This window comes from Ruegeria sp. CDSB136 (assembly GCF_059610965.1).
This window is the reverse complement of the sequence record NZ_JBXWOP010000029.1, coordinates 1-16,289: the sequence shown is the minus strand read 5'-3', so window position 1 is coordinate 16,289 and position 16,289 is coordinate 1. Positions and strand designations below refer to the sequence as shown.

The following is a 16,289-nucleotide window of genomic DNA, read 5'->3' as shown; positions in this document are numbered from 1 at the left end:
TCTTGGGCCTCACCGCGTAACTGTAACGGGATATTGTGTTGGAACACAACGAATAGTAGCGCGGAAAACCCTAAAAATATGGGGAAAACGTTGCTTTTTTGCGTCAGAGGAAGGCCGTTTCGTCAAAAGAACGCAATTTCCGGCTGTGCAGACGCTCCAACGGCATGCCGCGCAGGTGCTCCATCGCACGAATGCCAATAGCCAGATGGCGGCTTACCTGCGTTGTATAGAAGTCCGAAGCCATGCCGGGAAGCTTTAATTCTCCGTGCAGGGGTTTGTCTGACACGCACAGCAAAGTGCCGTAGGGAACCCGGAACCTATAGCCATTGGCGGCAATGGTGGCGCTTTCCATATCCAGCGCGATGGCCCGAGACTGGCTAAGACGCTGAACCGGTCCGGACTGGTCGCGCAGTTCCCAGTTTCGGTTGTCGACAGATGCAACGGTGCCGGTGCGCATGATGCGCTTTAGCTCGTACCCTTCCAGTTCGGTGACTTCGGCAACAGCCCGCTCCAGCGCGACCTGCACTTCCGCCAGCGGCGGGATCGGCACCCAGACCGGGAGGTCGTCATCCAGCACCTTGTCCTCACGCAGGTAGGCATGTGCCAGCACGAAATCCCCCAACGCCTGCGTATTCCGCAATCCGGCGCAGTGACCGACCATAAGCCATGCATGGGGCCGCAGAACCGCGATGTGGTCGGTGGCGGTCTTGGCGTTGGAAGGGCCGACACCGATATTGACCAGAGTGATGCCGGAACCGTCTGCGCGCTTTAGGTGGTAGGTCGGCATCTGGGGCAGCTTCAGCGGTTGCTCCAGGGCGGCATCGGGTGTGGTGATCTCGACGTTGCCGGTCGAGACAAAGCTTGTGTAACCGCTGTCCGGATCGGCCAGCTGTTCGCGCGCGTAGTTCTCGAACTCGGACACGTAGAACTGGTAGTTTGTAAACAGGACGTGGTTCTGAAAGTGGCTGGGGTCGGTCGCTGTATAGTGGGACAGCCGCGCCAGCGAGTAGTCCACACGTTGCGCAGTGAAAAGCGACAACGGTCCTGCCAGATCTTCGTGACCATGCACCCCGTTGACGATATCGTCATTGGTGGTGGTCAGATCAGGAACGTCAAACACATCCCTGAGAGTGAATCCGGCAGCACCCTGCTGCGGCACCACCAATTCCGGGTTGTTGGCCACGGCGAAGTGTACCGGGATCGGCGTGTCCGAAGGCCCGATGGTCACAGGTTGGTCATGGTTTCGGATCAGCAGCGCGATCTGTTGTGTCAGGTAAGACCGAAACAGATCGGGGCGGGTCACCGTGGTGGCGTGAACACCCGGTTCCGAGACATGACCAAAACTCAGGCGGCTGTCGACATGAGCATAGGAGGAGGTTTTGATGCGAATTTCTGGGTAATAGGCTCTGAATCGCTCAGTCGGAGCGCCGTGTCCCATGGTTTTGGCAAAGCTGTCGCACAGAAACCTTGTAGCCTGATTGTACAACTCCTCCAGCCGCGCAACTGCGGCCTCGGGGTCGGTGAAGCTTTGCGGATCAGGTGCATCAGGTGTTTTTATGATTGTCATGCAAGTGGTTCCAAAAGGTCGATTTTCTCGAACGTCCGCACATCCACCAGCCCAAGGTCAGAAATCCGCAGTTCCGGGATCACCACCAGGGCCAGCAGCGAATGCTGCATGTACGCGTTGTTCAGTTTGCAGCCGCAGGCTTCCATCGCCGCGACCATTTTTTGCGCCTTGTCGGCCACTTCCGAGGCCGGCCGGTCTGACATCAGGCCGGCGATGGGCAACCCAACCAGTGCCAGCTCCTCGCCCTCGCGGAAAATGGTGATACCACCGCCCACCTCGGCCAGGCGGTTCGCGGCCAGCGCCATCTGCTCGCGGCTGGTGCCGACAACGATCATGTGGTGGCTGTCATGGGCCACGGTTGACGCCATTGCCATGTTGCCCTGGTATCCAAACCCGGACACAAAGGCATTAGTTACCCCGCCAGTTGCCTTGTGCCTTTCAACCAGCGCGATCTGACAGACATCATCTTCGCCTTCGACCAGCCCGCCGATGATCGGCAATTCGGCCTTCAGCGCTTTGGTCGGAGCCTGGTTTTCGACCACACCGATCACATTGGCACGTACCCTATTTGCGCCCGCCGGGGCCGTGATCTCAAAATCGACATCCGTCAGGGTGTGTCCCAGGTGAACGGTGTTACGGGCCTTGTCCGGCCAGTTAAGGTGCGGGCATTCCACTGTGGCTTTACCGGCTTCGGCCACGACTTGCCCGCGCGCGATGACCATCTCGACAGGCAATTCGGTCAGATCCGAACTCAGAATTATGTCGGCCCGCCGTCCTGGGGTTACGGACCCTATTTCCCGCTCAAGCCCGAAATGGGTTGCGGTGTTGATCGTTGCCATTTGCAGCGCGATCAGCGGATCGCATCCGCAGGCAATGGCGTGACGGACAACGCGGTTCATATGCCCGTCGTTGACCAGCGTGCCCGAATGGCAATCATCCGTGCACAGAATGAAATTGCGGGGGTCCAGACCTTTCTGCGTCACGGCAGTGATCTGACTTTCGACATCATACCAGGCCGAACCCAGCCGCATCATGGACCGCATCCCCTGGCGCACGCGGGCAACGGCATCCGCTTCGCATGTGCCCTCGTGATCATCTGCCGGGCCGCCTGCGACGTAGGCCGCAAAATCAGACCCTAAATCGGGTGATGCGTAGTGCCCGCCGACGGTTTTGCCCGCCCGCTGCGTAGCGGCGATTTCAGCCAGCATCTTGGGGTCGCCATGGATCACGCCGGGAAAGTTCATCATTTCACCCAACCCGATAATGCCTGGCCAGGACATCGCCTCGGCTACATCATCGGGGGTGATTTCATAGCCGGTGGTCTCCAGCCCTGGTGCGGACGGTGCGCAGGACGGCATCTGCGTAAAGATGTTCACCGGCTGCATCATCGCCTCGTCATGCATCATACGCACGCCGTCCAGACCCAGAACATTGGCAATCTCATGCGGGTCGGTGAACATCGAGGTGGTGCCGTGCGGAATCACGGCCCGGGCAAATTCGGCCGGGGTCAGCATCCCCGATTCGATGTGCATATGCGCGTCGCACAGGCCCGGAACGATATATCGCCCGTTTGCTTCGATGATTCGCGTCTCGGGGCCGATGCAGTGTGACGCGTCTGCCCCGACAAAAGCCACGCGCCCGTCGGCTACGGCGACGGAATGATTGGGGAGCAGTTCGCGGCTGTGTACGTTCACCCAGATACCATCGCGGATGACCATGTCCGCAGCTTCGCGCCCGGCGGCAACTGAGATCAAACGGGGGGCGACGTCGGGCCAGCTTGGGAAAGGTGTGTATTCCATGGCTCAACTTTCCCGAATGCGCGGTCAGGTGCAACCCCCGGCGGTCGGGTATCATGAAACCATCACAATTTGCCGGATGGGGCTGAGCACTTGCAATGCGCCGCGGTTCGGGTTTTGCATGGTGCCATGGATTATGACGCAATAGATGCAGACAGTTTTGGACGCAGCCTCAGTGGGATCGCTCTGAACCTGCTGGTTCGCGATGTACCGGCGGAATGCGCTTTCTTAGAGGCTGTTTTTAACATGACCAGTCACCAAGTGACCGCAGATTTTGCGATCGTCACCTACGGAACGCACGTCTTTCAGTTGCACTCTGACGGGACATACCACTCGAATCCCCTGCTTGGATTGCTGCCCGAGAATCCCCCGCGCGGGGCCGGTGTTGAAATTCGCTTGTACGAAACAGATCCGGACGATGCATCTGCCCGTGCAGAAGTGGCCGGGGGCACCGTTCTGCAGGCCCCAACGGATAAACCCCACGGATTGCGCGAGGCCTATATCCTCTGTGAAAACGGATATGCCTGGGTTCCCAGCCGCCCGAAAGACGTAAATCAGGACTGAGCTTGTAGCAGCGCGCAGCGCTGCTTGGCCCAACCAAAGGAGATGCCCAACGGGCATAGACGATGGACATAGATCTACTCGCCGGGATCAGCTCGGAACGGGTTCGGCAATTTCCTTTCGCAGCCATTCAGCAAACGCAATCGCTCCTGAATTCTCTTCGGCCTGTGGTGACAGCAACAGGTAGTACGCCTCGGGCATCGCGGCACGGTGTGCGAAGGGGGCGATCAGGCTTCCTTTCTCAATCAGATGTTTGGCGATGGCGTCATGGGCCAGGCACAACCCGCCACCGGCCATCGCGACGGACAGGCCAAACAGATAGGTCGTGGCATGAGTTATGGGCGGATTTTCCCAATTTAGGCTCTGATCTTCAGCCCAGCTTGCCCAGTTTGACATGAGGTTCGAACAATCGAACAGGGGCTGCTGTTGCAGGGTCTCCAAAGTGACCGGATAATTCGGAGCACATACCGGATAATAGGCGTCGGAACATAGAAACTCGGTCCTCACGGTGTCTGCCGGACGCAGCGAATAACGGATCTCGACCGCCGCGCCCTCGGCCATTTCCCGGGGTTCCCAAAGTTCGGTGAAGATATTCAGTTGGACATCAGGGTGCAAAGCGCGGAACCGCGGCAGACGGGGGGCCAGCCAGTTTACCGCAAAGGTGATATTGCATTGCACCTGCACCGCGTTCTGCTGTGCACCCGTAACGGCCTGGGTGCCCCGGACAAGGGTGCGAAAAGCGTCACGAACGACAGGCAAATAGGTTATTCCGGCCTCGGTCAGCTCCAGCGCCCTGTGACGACGCAGAAACAGGGGCTGCCCCAGGTGACCTTCCAGCGCCTTGATTTGTTGACTGACAGCACTTTGCGTCATGTTCAGGTCGCGTGCGGCCCCGGTAAAGGAAAGATGGCGGGCCGCCGCTTCAAAAGTGCGCAGCCAGCCCAAAGGTGGAAGCAGTTTTTGCATTGCATAACTCTGGCATTAGCTGAGCTAATGGATTAACCGCGAATTTTTCGTTGGTCAAACCCGTTTGCAAAAGGCACGGTTCCACGCAGACCCGAAATACAGGAGTTTCTGACATGACCGTTACCAGCCTGCGCCCCAATATTGACCACTGGCCCGAACGTGTGGACATGGCCGCCGCATTCCGCTGGACCGAACGGCTGAAGATGCACGAAGCGGTCGCGAACCACTTCAGCCTGGCGGTGAACGAAGACGGCACGCAGTTTCTGATGAATCCCAATCAGATGCACTTTTCCCGTATACGGGCCTCGGATCTGTTGTTTCTGGACGCAAATGACCCGAACGTAATGGACCAGCCCGGTGCACCGGACCCGACCGCGTGGGGCCTGCACGGATCGATTCATCGACATTGCCCACATGCGCGTTGCGTGATGCATGTGCATTCGATCTTCGCCACCGTACTGGCCTCGCTGGCGGACAGTACGATGCCTGCGATCGACCAGAACACCGCCACGTTTTACAACCGTTACGTTGTTGACGAGGAATTTGGCGGTCTGGCCTTTGAGAGTGAAGGCGAACGCTGTGCCTCGATGCTGGCGGACCCGAAAAAGAAAGTCATGATCATGGGCAATCATGGTGTTCTGGTGATCGGCAGCGATCCTGCGGACGCGTTCAACAGGCTCTATTACTTCGAAAGAGCTGCGGAAACCTACATACGCGCGCTGCAAACGGGACAGAAGTTGCGGGTTCTTCCGGACGAGATCGCCGAGAAAACGGCGCAAGAGCTTGATGACTATCCCGGGCAGGCCGAAGCGCATATGCGCGAAATCAAGGCCGTGCTGGACGCCGAAGGCTCGGACTACGCCACCTGAACCAGACCCTCCTGACGGGCAGAGCAACCGGACGTGTCTGCACGGCGCCGGAGCCCTGAATATTGCCGATCCCAACCACAGGATACTTCGACGTGACAGACAATTCTCAGATGCAGGACATGAGCCGCGAGTGGAATTACCACCCTGATCTGCCCTTGCAGAATCCTTCGGTGTTTCGCTGGCCACCTGATCCGGCGTATTTGGCGGGCTGGCTCGCCCGGAACTGGCTGACCCTTAGCGAACGGGTTCTGATGCTGGGATTGGCCGTTGCGCTGTGGGCGTTTTTCTACCCATCGCTCGAAACCGTCAGGACTTTTGCGTTTGGCTGGATTTTTCAGATCTGGCTGGTGAATTTTGCCATGATCTTCATCGTCGCCGGAGGGTTGCACTGGTACTTCTATACGCGCAAGGCGCAGGGTAAAAAGCTGAAGTTCGAACGGCGCGAGCAGGGCAAGAACAACAAGCTGTGGAATTTCAGCGATCAGGTGCTGGACAACATGTTCTGGTCTCTGGGGTCGGGCGTTCTGCAGCTGACCGGGTTTCAGGCCGTGACCATGTGGTTGATGGCCAACGGATATACGCCAACCATCACCTTTGCTGAAAATCCGGTCTGGTTCATCCTTTGGCTGATCCTGCTGCCAATGTGGTCGGCCTTTCATTTTTACTGGGTGCACCGTCTGCTGCATCAGCCGTTCCTCTATAAAAAGGTCCACAGCCTGCATCACCGAAACGTCAATATCGGCCCTTGGTCAGGTTTCTCGATGCATCCGGTCGAGCATTTCTTTTATCTCTCGACCCTGTGCATTCACTGGATTGTTCCGTCCCATCCGATCCACCTGTATTTCCACATCGTGTTTCAGGGCCCGGGCGCTGCGATGACCCATACCGGGTACGAGGAATTGCTGGTGAAGGATAGAAAACGGCTGGCTCTGGGCACGTTCTACCACCAGCTCCACCATCGGTATTACGAATGCAACTACGGCAATCAGGAAATGCCTTGGGACCGCTGGTTCGGAACTTTCCATGACGGCTCGCCCGAGGCGACCGAAGTTACCCGGGCGCGCAAGAAAAAGATGTTCGGCTGACTGGCGGCGGTTTCAGGTTCCGCGCGTCCGCAGGGCGCGCGGTGTCTCACCGAACTCGGCCCTGAACGCGCGCGTCAGGGCGCTGGGATCATCGTAGCCCGTGCGCAAGGCGATCTCGGCGATGCTCAGATCGGTTTCGGAAACCAGTTTGCGCGCCAGATTAAGTCGCAGCCGCCGATAAACCTGTGCCGGCCCCGCGCCGAGTTCAGAGTTCATTCGGATTGAAAGCGCCTTTTGGGAACGCCCCACGCGCCGGGCTATATCAGACACTAACAAAGGTGATTCCAGGTTTTCCTGCATCAGGCCCAAAGCCTTGTTCACATAGCCGCTGGTTGCACCGGCCCCGCCGGTATGAGAGCGTGCGGAGTCGCGGGTCATGAACAATTGGGACACTTCCAGGGCCAGGGCCTGCCCGTGATCCCGCCCGATCAGAAACAGGACCAAATCGAAAGCTGCCATGGCGCCTGAACAGGTAATGCGGTTGCGGTCGATGACATATCGCTCACGCAGGGCCGTGACTTCGGGGAAGCGTTCGGTAAAACCTGTCAGTTCCTCCCAGTGGATGGTAGCGCGATGCCCGTCCAGCAAGCCGGCCCGCGCCAGCAGCCAGCTACCGGTGTCCAGGCCTGCCAGTGTTTGGAACCTTTCTGCAGCCGATCTTAGTCCGGCCAGCGTACGCCAGCCGCCATGGGCCTGAAATCCGTATGACGGCATAACCCACAACATGTCGCCATGAGATTTTTGCAGCGTTTCATGCGGTGCGACCTGCAGGCCGGATGAGGATGTAACGGGCCCAGGATCCAGCGACAGGAATGTCCAGTCATAAAGGGTTCGCCCCGACAGGGTGTTCGCCGCGCGCAGCGGTTCGACCGAATTGGCAAGGCAATGGTTCGAAAACCCGTCGAACAGTAGAACGCCCAGTCGCTGCGTTGCAGGAGGAGATTTTTTCCACTTCGGCATGATAATCGTCTAATTCTGTATGATCGTGATTTCAAGCCACGTCAGGATAACGACAAGTCCAAATGTGGAGTGAACCGATGCAATATGGCCTGTCCGACGAACAGGAGATGATCGTCTCAACCGTTCGCAGCTTTGTCGAGAACGAGATCTACCCGCACGAAGAACTGGTCGAACGGACCGGTGAAGTTCCGCACGAGATCGCCGAGGACATCAAACGCAAGACTTTGGAACTGGGCTTTTATGCCTGCAACTTTCCCGAAAGTGTCGGTTGCGCCGGGCTAAACCATCTGGAATTTGCCCTGGTCGAGCGCGAACTGGGGCGGGGTTCGATGGCGCTGAACCATTTCTTCGGGCGGCCGCAGAATATTCTTATGGCCTGTGAAGGGGACCAGATCGAACGCTACCTTATGCCTGCCGTGCGCGGTGAGCGGATGGATGCGCTGGCAATGACCGAACCCGGCGCGGGTTCGGATGTGCGTGGCATGAAATGTGCAGCTGTGCGTGACGGCGGTGACTGGGTTGTCAACGGGACCAAGCATTTCATCTCGGGCGCCGAGCATGCCGACTTTATCATCGTCTTCATCGCTACAGGCGAAGATCAGACGCCAAAAGGCCCTAAAAAGCGGATTACGGCGTTTTTGGTGGATCGTGGGACTCCGGGTTTCACGATTCGGGACGGTTACAAGTCGGTCAGTCACCGCGGTTACAAGAACATGGTTCTGGACTTTGACGATTGTCGACTGCCCGATGCTCAGGTTCTGGGTGAGGTCGATGGCGGTTTCGAGGTCATGAACACATGGCTCTATGCCACCCGTATCACCGTTGCGGCCATGTCCGTGGGGCGCGCCCGCCGCGCCTTTGATTATGCGCTGGATTATGCCGCGACGCGCGAACAGTTCGGGCAGAAGATCGGCAAGTTTCAGGGCGTTTCGTTCCAGATCGCCGACATGATCACCGAGATTGACGCAGCCGATTTGTTGACGCTGGCCGCCGCCGACCGGCTGGACCAGGGTTTGCCAAGCAACCGCGAGATCGCCTCGGCCAAGCTTTATGCGTCGGAGATGCTGGCGCGGGTGACCGACGCCGCGATTCAGGTTCATGGTGGTATGGGGCTGATGGACGACTACCCGCTTGAACGGTTCTGGCGCGATGCCCGCGTTGAACGCATCTGGGACGGCACCAGCGAAATTCAGCGCCACATCATCAGCCGCGATCTGTTGCGGGCGCTGGGCGCATGACGCCGGAGCTCGTGTGATGGGTGCTTTGGCGCGCGTTCTGAACCCTTCGACACTGGCGGTCATCGGTGGCGGTGCGTGGTGCGCCGAAGTGATTTCGCAGGCCCGCAAGTTCGGATTTGAGGGAGAAATCTGGCCGGTTCATCCCAAGGCTGCGCAAGTCGCGGGTTTACAGGCTTATGCGTCGATTGAGGATCTGCCCCGCCCCCCCGATCTGGCTTTCGTGGGGATCAACCGTCATGCAACCGTATCCGCGGTTGCAGCCCTTTCTGCAAGCGGCGCGGGCGGAGCGGTCTGCTTCGCCTCGGGCTTCACCGAAGCGCGGGCCGAAGACGATCAGGCTGCCGATCTGCAATCGCAACTGGTCTCTGCCGCCGGAGATATGCCGATACTCGGGCCCAATTGCTATGGCTTTGTGAATGGCCTGAACCGAACTGCGGTCTGGCCGGATCAGCATGGAATGCAGCCTGTTGATCGTGGTGTGGCGATCCTGACGCAAAGCTCGAATATGGCCATCAACATGACGATGCAGCGCCGTGCCCTGCCGTTGGCCTTTATCCTGACCTGCGGGAATCAGGCTCAGACGCATCAGGCCGATATCGCGTCGGCCCTTTTGGACGATGACCGGATCACCGCCATCGGCGTGCATATCGAAGGCTTTGGCGATCTGCGCAAATGGGAGGCGCTGGCCACCAAGGCGCACGTGCGCGGGGTGCCGATCGTCGCTCTAAAGATGGGGCGTTCCGCGCATGCACAGGCGGCGACGATCTCGCATACCGCGTCCCTGGCAGGAGGCGACGCCGGAGCACAGGCTTTTCTGGACCGCCTTGGGATTGCCCGGCTGGGTGACATTCCGAGCTTTCTGGAATGCCTGAAACTGCTGCATGTCACCGGACGTCTGGATGGCAACGGTCTGGGCATGATCAGCTGCTCTGGTGGCGAGGCGAGCCTGGGCGCGGATATGGCCGAGGGGCGCGATCTGCATTTCCCGCCGCTGACAGACCGGCAAAAGACCGATCTGCGCGCCGCGTTGGGGCCGATGGTGGCTTTGGCAAACCCGCTGGACTATCACACCTATATCTGGCGCGACACCGACGCGATGACCCGCGCCTGGACCGGATTGACCGGGCCGGACAAGGCGCTGACGATGTCGATTGTCGACTATCCCCATACCGATGCGACCGACTGGGCCTGCGCCACGCAGGCGGCGCTGAACTGCGTCGCGCACACGGGTCGCCCCTTTGCGGTAACAGCGACCCTGCCCGAACTGATGCCGCAGGACGTGGCGCGACAACTGGTCGACGGTGGTGTTGTCCCTTTTGCCGGCCTGCACGAGGCGCTGGCCGCAATCGAGGCGGCGGCGCGCGTCGTACCTGAACCGGCCGAACCGGTTTTGTTGCCCTCAAACTCTGACCCGGATCAGGTTCTGACCGAAGCGCAAGCAAAAGAGGCTTTGGCAGGTCACGGCGTGAAGGTGCCGCGGCGTGTTGTAGCTTGCAAAAGCAGCGTGGCCGAGGCCGCAGTCGATTTGTGTGGCCCCTTTGCGGTCAAAGGCATTGGCCTGGCACACAAGTCCGAACATGGCGCGGTTCAACTGGGCGTAAGTTCCGATGCTCTGACCGCCGTGGCAGAGAAGATCGGCACCGACGACATACTGATCGAGGAAATGGCGGATGGCGGTGTTGCCGAGTTGCTGATCGGCGTCACGCGTGATCCGGCGCATGGATTTGTCCTGACTTTGGGGGCGGGCGGGGTACTGGCTGAAATTCTGCGTGATACCGTCTCAATGCTCGTGCCTTCGTCCCGGCAGGCCGTGCAGAACGCGCTGGGCCGGTTGGCCTGTGCGCCGCTGCTGGAAGGATACCGGGGCAAACCTGCAGCGGATATCGATGCAATTCTGGACGCGGTCGAAGCCGTACAGGCGTATGTCATTGCCAATGCGGCAACTGTCAGCGAAGTTGAAATCAATCCTCTCATCTGCACCAAGGAAGGTGCGGTTGCGGTGGATGCCCTGATCCGAAAGGCAAGCTCATGAATCCGGTCAAAACCAAACGCGATGGCGCAATTCTGCAAGTTACCCTGGACCGACCCAAGGCCAATGCCATCGATCTGGCGACAAGCCGTGTCATGGGGGACGTATTTCGCGACTTCCGCGATGACCCCGATCTGCGTGTGGCCATTCTGGCCGGCGGAGGGGACAAGTTTTTTTGCCCCGGCTGGGATCTGAAAGCCGCGGCTGACGGCGACGCGGTTGACGGCGATTATGGTGTTGGTGGTTTTGGCGGGCTTCAGGAACTGCGCGACATGAACAAGCCTGTGATCGCTGCCGTGAACGGAATCGCCTGTGGGGGCGGTCTGGAACTGGCATTGAGCGCTGACATCATTGTTGCCGCCGATCATGCCAGCTTTGCCCTGCCCGAAATTCGTTCGGGCACGATTGCCGATGCCGCCAGCGTCAAACTGCCCAAGCGCATTCCCTATCATGTTGCCATGGAACTGTTGCTGACGGGACGTTGGTTTGATGCGGACGAGGCGCGCCGCTGGGGTCTGGTCAATGAAATCGTTTCCGCCGATCAGCTGATGAACCGCGCATGGGAGCTTGCGCGGCTTCTGGCAAGCGGCCCGCCTCTGGTCTATGCGGCAATCAAGGAAGTTGTGCGTGAGGCCGAGGATTCGAAGTTTCAGGACATCATGAACCGGATCACGCGGCGCCAATTGTCGACGATCGATACCTTGTACGGCTCTGATGATAATCTGGAAGGCGCGCGGGCTTTCGCCGAAAAACGCGACCCGGTCTGGAAGGGGCGCTGAACGGCGCGGCTATTCAAATGCGTTCGAACAGCGCGATCAACGCGGTGTCATCCTTGTTGTCGCCTGCTGCAAGATCTCCGTAGATGCGAACTTCGGTCAGGGTCAGATTGCGGATCTGATCCTGTTCCAACTCCCTTAGCGCCTCGGCAAAGCCGAGCTTTTCAAAGTGCCTGGCGTTGATGGACAGCGCGAACTGCGCCCCGGCACGCGCAATGCGCAACAAAGCGGGCAGAACATCCGGCCCCAGATGGCCATGCGTGAATGTGCCTGACGAAACGATGCCGGCATAACTGTCTTGGGGAACCGGGATTCCGTGGTTCAGATCGGCCTCGATCGCATCCCGGTATATGTCCTTTCGCATTGCCTGACTCAGCATTTCACTACTGATGTCGGTGGCATCTATGGGTCCGACTCCGAGCCCTGCCAGCACCGCGCCGCACAGTCCGGTGCCAGCACCCACATCCAGAACCGGCCCTTGGCCGCCTGCACCGACAAAGGCGCGGGCGGTGTGAACATGAAGCTGATAGTCTTCGAGGGCCGCAAAGCCTTCGTCGTAATCTCCGGCCCATTCGGCATAGAGGCGTTTGTTGTCCTCTGGCGTTTTCAGCGCATAGGCGGCTTTCAGATCGGGGTTCTTGTCGCTCATGACACAATCAAAGGCGCATCAGGGGATTCGAATCAAGTATCCTCGGGCAGGTGCTTGCATCTGGCGCTTTAGCGGATCATCTAAGGGGCCATGACTGGATCTCTTTTTTCGTTTGGACACGGGTATTCGGCGCAGGCACTGTCGCGGCTGCTGATGCATGATGGATGGCAGATTGTCGGGACAACCCGGGATGCGGACGGGGCCGATGCAATCCGGGCCTCAGGTGCCGACCCTCTGATCTGGCCGGGTCAGGCACCTTCACTGGATGGGGTGACGCATTTGTTGATCTCGATCGCGCCGACGGCAAAGGGCGATCCGGTTCTGGCCGCCCTGCGGACCGAGATCGAGGCGCGGGCCAATCAGTTTTCCTGGGTGGGATATCTGTCGACAACCGCGGTTTACGGCGATCATCAGGGCGACTGGGTCGACGAATCGACGCCGCCTGCACCAACGGCTGACCGGGGCCAGTGGCGCTTGCACGCGGAACAGGAATGGGCGGGAATTCCGGGCCTGCCGACGCATATCTTCCGACTGGCGGGCATCTATGGTCCCGGGCGGGGACCATTTTCCAAACTCAAACGCGGCGGGCTGCGGCGGATCATCAAGCCGGGGCAGGTTTTCTCGCGCATTCACGTTGCCGATGTTGCGCAGGTACTGCGGGCGTCCATGGCACGGCCCAATCCCGGTTCTGTGTACAATGTTTGTGATGACGAGCCTGTTCCGCCTCAGGACGTCATCGGTTACGCGGCCGAGCTTCAAGGGCTTCCGCTGCCGCCAGCCGTGGCATTTGAGGACGCTGACATGACTCCGATGGCGCGCAGTTTCTACAATGAGAACAAGCGCGTCAGAAACGACCGTATCAAGGAAGAGCTGGGCGTGCGGCTTCTTTATCCCGACTATCGTGTCGGGCTGGAATCCCTGATGAAGCGGTAGCGGTTAAGAAACGCCATTTCTGACTGGATCTTTTACTGTTGAATCCCCGGGTCAGGCGACCTGCGGGGATGAGTGTGGTGTGCATGTCGGGTGTTGGTCCGGCCCGATCAGGTTTCGCTGTCTGAGGTGAATTCCAAGTAATAGCAAAAAGCTATGAAATTGATCGGAAAACAAAACTTTTTTGCATGGTTTGAATTTGCTACTTCTGCCGGTGAGTGATGTGGACGACTCGGCACGATGAGTGCTGTTCGAACCACTATACTTATCTGAGATTTGCACACGCGAACCTGCCGGACTTAGCCAGGATTGGAGATCGATATGGACGGAAGTGATAACCCCAAAACAGGCGGATGCCCTGTCATGCATGGTGCGGGTACCCGGTCGAACCGGGACTGGTGGCCGAACCAGTTGAACCTGTCGATTCTGCACCAGAAAACCCCAGCATCAAATCCGCTGGGTGCGGATTTTGATTATGCCGAAGAATTCAAGAAGCTGGACATGAAAGCGCTGAAGGAAGACCTTTATGCGCTGATGACGGATTCGCAGGACTGGTGGCCGGCGGACTATGGCCACTACGGTGGCCTGTTTATCCGGATGGCCTGGCACAGCGCCGGGACGTACCGGACGGCGGATGGACGCGGCGGGGCCTCGACGGGAAACCAGCGGTTCGCACCGTTGAACAGCTGGCCGGACAACGGCAACCTCGACAAGGCCCGCCGTCTTCTGTGGCCGATCAAACAGAAATACGGCAACCAGATCTCATGGGCCGATCTGATGATTCTGGCCGGTAACTGCGCCATCGAGTCAATGGGCGGCAAGACCTTTGGTTTCGCCGGAGGCCGCGAAGATATATGGGCGCCCGAGGAAGACATCTATTGGGGCGCCGAGACGGACTGGCTGGCTCCGACAGACAACCCGCATAGCCGCTATTCGGGCGAGCGCGATCTGGAAAACCCGCTGGCCGCCGTGCAGATGGGCCTGATCTACGTGAACCCGGAAGGCCCGGATGGTGAACCCAACGTTTTGGCCTCGGGCCGCGATATTCGCGATACCTTTGGCCGGATGGCGATGAACGACGAGGAAACCGTTGCGCTGGTTGCGGGTGGTCATACTTTCGGCAAAGCGCACGGTGCGGGCGACCCCGATCTGGTAGGCCCGGAACCAGAAGCCGCCCCGATCGAGGAAATGGGCTTTGGCTGGATCAACAATTTTGGTTCTGGCAAGGGGGATGACACCACGACCTCGGGGATCGAAGGCGCATGGACCGCGAACCCGATCAAATGGGACAACGGCTATTTTGACCTGCTGTTCGGCTATGACTGGAACCTGACCAAAAGCCCCTCGGGCGCGTATATCTGGGAGCCGGTCGGCGTGAAAGAGGAAGACATGGCCCCAGCGGCCCATGACCCGTCCAAGAAGGTCAAGACCATGATGACCACCGCCGACATGGCGATGCGCATGGACCCGATCTATGGCCCGATCTCGAAGCGTTTCCATGAGAATCCGGAAGAGTTCGCAGATGCCTTCGCACGGGCCTGGTTCAAGCTGACCCACCGCGACATGGGTCCGCGTTCGGCCTATATTGGTCCGGAAGCCCCGACCGAAGAGTTGATCTGGCAGGACAACGTTCCGGCAGTGGATCACGATCTGGTCGATGATGCGGATGTGGCAGACCTTAAGGCCAAGATTGCAGCGGCAGGATTGTCGGTGTCTCAGTTGGTTTCGACCGCCTGGGCCTCTGCTTCGACCTTCCGCGGATCTGACAAACGCGGAGGTGCCAATGGTGCACGTATCCGGCTTGCGCCGCAGAAAGACTGGGACGTCAACGAGCCTTTGAAACTGTCCAAGGCGCTGGATGCCCTGTCGGGAGTTCAGAAGGCTTTTAACGGCGCACAGTCGGGTGGCAAGAAAGTATCGCTGGCAGATGTGATCGTTCTTGCGGGTGCGGTAGGAATCGAACAGGCGGCCAAAGCCGGTGGTCAGGATGTCGAAGTGCCTTTCACCCCGGGCCGCACGGATGCAACGCAGGAACAGACCGATGTCGAGAGCTTCTCGGTGATGGAACCCATCGCTGACGGTTTCCGCAACTACCAGAAGGCCGACTACACCGTCTCACCCGAGGAGTTGCTGGTTGACCGGGCGCAGTTGTTGAACCTGTCGGCACCCGAGATGACAGCACTTGTCGGTGGCCTGCGCGTTCTGGGCGCCAACTTCGGCGACAGCAAGCATGGCGTCTTCACCGATCGTGTCGGAGCGCTGACCAACGACTTCTTCACCAACATTCTGGATATGAGTACCGAATGGAAGCCTGCAAGCAAGGGCGTCTACGAAGGGCGCGACCGGTCCAGCGGAGAGGTCAAATGGACCGGCACCCGGGTCGATCTGGTCTTTGGTTCGAACTCGCAGCTGCGGGCGCTGGCCGAGGTCTATGGTCAGGCCGACGCCGAGGGCAAATTCGTCTGTGACTTTGTCTCGGCCTGGAACAAGGTGATGAACGCGGATCGTTTCGATCTGCACTAAACCAGCGACCTTTACTGTGATTGCGCCGCCCGAGGAGACTCGGGCGGCGTTTTCTTTGGTTAGGACCTAGGTGCATACCAAACACTGGGTACGATTCCGCCGAAAGGTCGACTTCTTACCCGGTTTCTGCAGTGCACAAGCCGCTCAAACGCGCGAATTATTAAGATAACCTGTTGTTTTCATTAACCCGTGTCAGTTTCTGCAGTGAAATGTGAAGTTTTTTGAAAATGGGGGTTGCAGGTCCCAGACCTAATCCGTAAATACCCCTTCACCGGCGCTGCTGAGGCGGTGCTGACGGGTCGGGGAGACGGCCTGACGGACTGGAAAGACGGTTGAGACG

13 protein-coding genes are annotated in these 16,289 nt (G+C 59.0%); 8 read left to right on the top strand and 5 right to left on the bottom strand.

The genetic code is table 11. The annotated features are described in order from the left end of the window. Positions 1 to 103 precede the first annotated feature (103 nt). Together AC2FIR_RS22370 and ade are read right to left on the bottom strand one after the other, a co-directional pair. Positions 104 to 1,567, bottom strand: a complete 1,464-nt coding sequence (locus AC2FIR_RS22370; RefSeq protein WP_496747543.1) for an AMP nucleosidase — start codon at positions 1,565 to 1,567, stop codon at positions 104 to 106. Beyond that, positions 1,564 to 3,366, bottom strand: a complete 1,803-nt coding sequence (gene ade / locus AC2FIR_RS22365) for an adenine deaminase (RefSeq protein ID WP_496763201.1) — start codon at positions 3,364 to 3,366, stop codon at positions 1,564 to 1,566. The genes AC2FIR_RS22370 and ade overlap by 4 nt, the downstream gene beginning before the upstream one ends. 126 nt (positions 3,367 to 3,492) lie before the next feature. Between ade and AC2FIR_RS22360 the strand changes: the two genes are divergently transcribed. Beyond that, positions 3,493 to 3,927 (top strand): VOC family protein, encoded by a 435-nt coding sequence (locus AC2FIR_RS22360; protein WP_496747540.1) that lies wholly within the window; start codon positions 3,493 to 3,495, stop codon positions 3,925 to 3,927. 87 nt (positions 3,928 to 4,014) lie between these two features. On the opposite strand, the gene AC2FIR_RS22355 is transcribed toward AC2FIR_RS22360, so the two are convergent. Further along, entirely contained in the window at positions 4,015 to 4,890 is an 876-nt protein-coding gene (locus tag AC2FIR_RS22355) for a LysR family transcriptional regulator (protein ID WP_496763198.1), read from the bottom strand. Positions 4,891 to 5,003: 113 nt separating this feature from the next. On the opposite strand from AC2FIR_RS22355, the gene AC2FIR_RS22350 reads away from it, so the two are divergent. Continuing rightward, on the top strand, positions 5,004 to 5,759 hold the full coding sequence (locus tag AC2FIR_RS22350; RefSeq protein WP_480490886.1) for a class II aldolase and adducin N-terminal domain-containing protein: 756 nt from the start codon (positions 5,004 to 5,006) through the stop codon (positions 5,757 to 5,759). 92 nt (positions 5,760 to 5,851) lie between these two features. Continuing rightward, positions 5,852 to 6,844, top strand: coding sequence for a sterol desaturase family protein (locus AC2FIR_RS22345; RefSeq protein ID WP_480490884.1), 993 nt, complete (start codon positions 5,852 to 5,854; stop codon positions 6,842 to 6,844). 12 nt (positions 6,845 to 6,856) lie between these two features. On the opposite strand, the gene AC2FIR_RS22340 is transcribed toward AC2FIR_RS22345, so the two are convergent. Further along, a complete protein-coding gene (locus tag AC2FIR_RS22340) occupies positions 6,857 to 7,804 on the bottom strand; it encodes a GlxA family transcriptional regulator (RefSeq protein ID WP_170619856.1) in 948 nt (315 codons plus the stop codon). A 77-nt stretch (positions 7,805 to 7,881) separates the two neighbouring features. On the opposite strand from AC2FIR_RS22340, the gene AC2FIR_RS22335 reads away from it, so the two are divergent. Genes AC2FIR_RS22335 through AC2FIR_RS22325 form a run of 3 tightly spaced genes read left to right on the top strand, consistent with a single transcriptional unit; the run spans position 7,882 to position 11,850 of the window. After that, a complete protein-coding gene (locus tag AC2FIR_RS22335) occupies positions 7,882 to 9,042 on the top strand; it encodes an acyl-CoA dehydrogenase family protein (RefSeq protein ID WP_170682600.1) in 1,161 nt (386 codons plus the stop codon). Positions 9,043 to 9,058: 16 nt separating this feature from the next. After that, entirely contained in the window at positions 9,059 to 11,074 is a 2,016-nt protein-coding gene (locus tag AC2FIR_RS22330) for an acetate--CoA ligase family protein (RefSeq protein WP_496763195.1), read from the top strand. Next, positions 11,071 to 11,850, top strand: coding sequence for a carnitinyl-CoA dehydratase (locus AC2FIR_RS22325; protein ID WP_496747532.1), 780 nt, complete (start codon positions 11,071 to 11,073; stop codon positions 11,848 to 11,850). The genes AC2FIR_RS22330 and AC2FIR_RS22325 overlap by 4 nt, the downstream gene beginning before the upstream one ends. Positions 11,851 to 11,863: 13 nt before the next feature. Here the strand turns inward: AC2FIR_RS22325 and AC2FIR_RS22320 are convergent, their stop codons facing one another. Then, positions 11,864 to 12,496, bottom strand: a complete 633-nt coding sequence (locus AC2FIR_RS22320; protein WP_496716914.1) for a class I SAM-dependent DNA methyltransferase — start codon at positions 12,494 to 12,496, stop codon at positions 11,864 to 11,866. A gap of 90 nt (positions 12,497 to 12,586) precedes the next feature. On the opposite strand from AC2FIR_RS22320, the gene AC2FIR_RS22315 reads away from it, so the two are divergent. Both AC2FIR_RS22315 and katG read left to right on the top strand, forming a co-directional pair. Then, a complete protein-coding gene (locus AC2FIR_RS22315; RefSeq protein ID WP_480813303.1) occupies positions 12,587 to 13,429 on the top strand; it encodes an SDR family oxidoreductase in 843 nt (280 codons plus the stop codon). A 318-nt stretch (positions 13,430 to 13,747) separates the two neighbouring features. After that, a complete protein-coding gene (katG, locus tag AC2FIR_RS22310) occupies positions 13,748 to 15,949 on the top strand; it encodes a catalase/peroxidase HPI (RefSeq protein ID WP_496763191.1) in 2,202 nt (733 codons plus the stop codon). Positions 15,950 to 16,289: the final 340 nt, after the last annotated feature.

Excerpts from the sequence above, each read along its gene's own strand:
- AC2FIR_RS22370 (WP_496747543.1), bottom strand. The coding sequence starts at position 1,567 with ATGACAATCATAAAAACACCTGATGCACCTGATCCGCAAAGCTTCACC.
- ade (WP_496763201.1), bottom strand. The coding sequence starts at position 3,366 with ATGGAATACACACCTTTCCCAAGCTGGCCCGACGTCGCCCCCCGTTTG.
- AC2FIR_RS22360 (WP_496747540.1), top strand. The coding sequence starts at position 3,493 with ATGGATTATGACGCAATAGATGCAGACAGTTTTGGACGCAGCCTCAGT.
- AC2FIR_RS22355 (WP_496763198.1), bottom strand. The coding sequence starts at position 4,890 with ATGCAAAAACTGCTTCCACCTTTGGGCTGGCTGCGCACTTTTGAAGCG.
- AC2FIR_RS22350 (WP_480490886.1), top strand. The coding sequence starts at position 5,004 with ATGACCGTTACCAGCCTGCGCCCCAATATTGACCACTGGCCCGAACGT.
- AC2FIR_RS22340 (WP_170619856.1), bottom strand. The coding sequence starts at position 7,804 with ATGCCGAAGTGGAAAAAATCTCCTCCTGCAACGCAGCGACTGGGCGTT.
- AC2FIR_RS22335 (WP_170682600.1), top strand. The coding sequence starts at position 7,882 with ATGCAATATGGCCTGTCCGACGAACAGGAGATGATCGTCTCAACCGTT.
- AC2FIR_RS22330 (WP_496763195.1), top strand. The coding sequence starts at position 9,059 with ATGGGTGCTTTGGCGCGCGTTCTGAACCCTTCGACACTGGCGGTCATC.
- AC2FIR_RS22325 (WP_496747532.1), top strand. The coding sequence starts at position 11,071 with ATGAATCCGGTCAAAACCAAACGCGATGGCGCAATTCTGCAAGTTACC.
- AC2FIR_RS22320 (WP_496716914.1), bottom strand. The coding sequence starts at position 12,496 with ATGAGCGACAAGAACCCCGATCTGAAAGCCGCCTATGCGCTGAAAACG.
- AC2FIR_RS22315 (WP_480813303.1), top strand. The coding sequence starts at position 12,587 with ATGACTGGATCTCTTTTTTCGTTTGGACACGGGTATTCGGCGCAGGCA.
- katG (WP_496763191.1), top strand. The coding sequence starts at position 13,748 with ATGGACGGAAGTGATAACCCCAAAACAGGCGGATGCCCTGTCATGCAT.